We start from the raw sequence: 422 nt of genomic DNA, 5'->3' as shown, positions 1-422 counted from the left end.
GGACCCGGGTGAGATGGCCCGCCTGGGCGCAGCCCTCGGCGCCAGCATGCTGCTGCGGCTCTATCCCCTGTACCGCGCGTTCGAGCAGGCGGCTGCGGTCGACGCCCAGGTTGCCCACCGGTGGCGGGAGTACCAGGAGCGTCGACGGCAGGACGTACGCCGTGTGGTTGAGGCGGTCGAGAGCGCCGGTGCTCTCCGACCCGGGCTCGACCCGGGTCGCGCCGCCGACAGCCTGTGGGCCTTGGTCGGCTGGCACCCGGTCGCCCTGCTCGTCGAGCAGGGCGGCTGGTCGCGGGAAGAGGTCGAGCGGTGGATCGAGGACCTTTTCGTCACCGTGCTCCTCGGGCCAGCAGCGCAGTCGTCGTGAGTCGGCCGCGTGCCGATCGGCAACCCGCTGTGGTTGCAAGGAATCGCCGCTGCGT

1 protein-coding gene is annotated in these 422 nt (G+C 72.0%); it reads left to right on the top strand.

What is annotated here, in order from left to right:
• Nucleotides 1–367: TetR family transcriptional regulator C-terminal domain-containing protein (locus I6F37_RS41510; RefSeq protein ID WP_225154598.1), on the top strand; the 367-nt coding region annotated here is incomplete at its 5' end.
• Between the last annotated feature and the right edge of the window lie 55 nt (nucleotides 368–422).

It is taken from the genome of Bradyrhizobium sp. NBAIM08, assembly GCF_020193935.1.
GTDB classification, from domain to species: domain Bacteria; phylum Pseudomonadota; class Alphaproteobacteria; order Rhizobiales; family Xanthobacteraceae; genus Bradyrhizobium; species Bradyrhizobium yuanmingense.
Note: the sequence above shows the minus strand (reverse complement) of the source record. Positions and strands in the feature narration are given on the sequence as shown.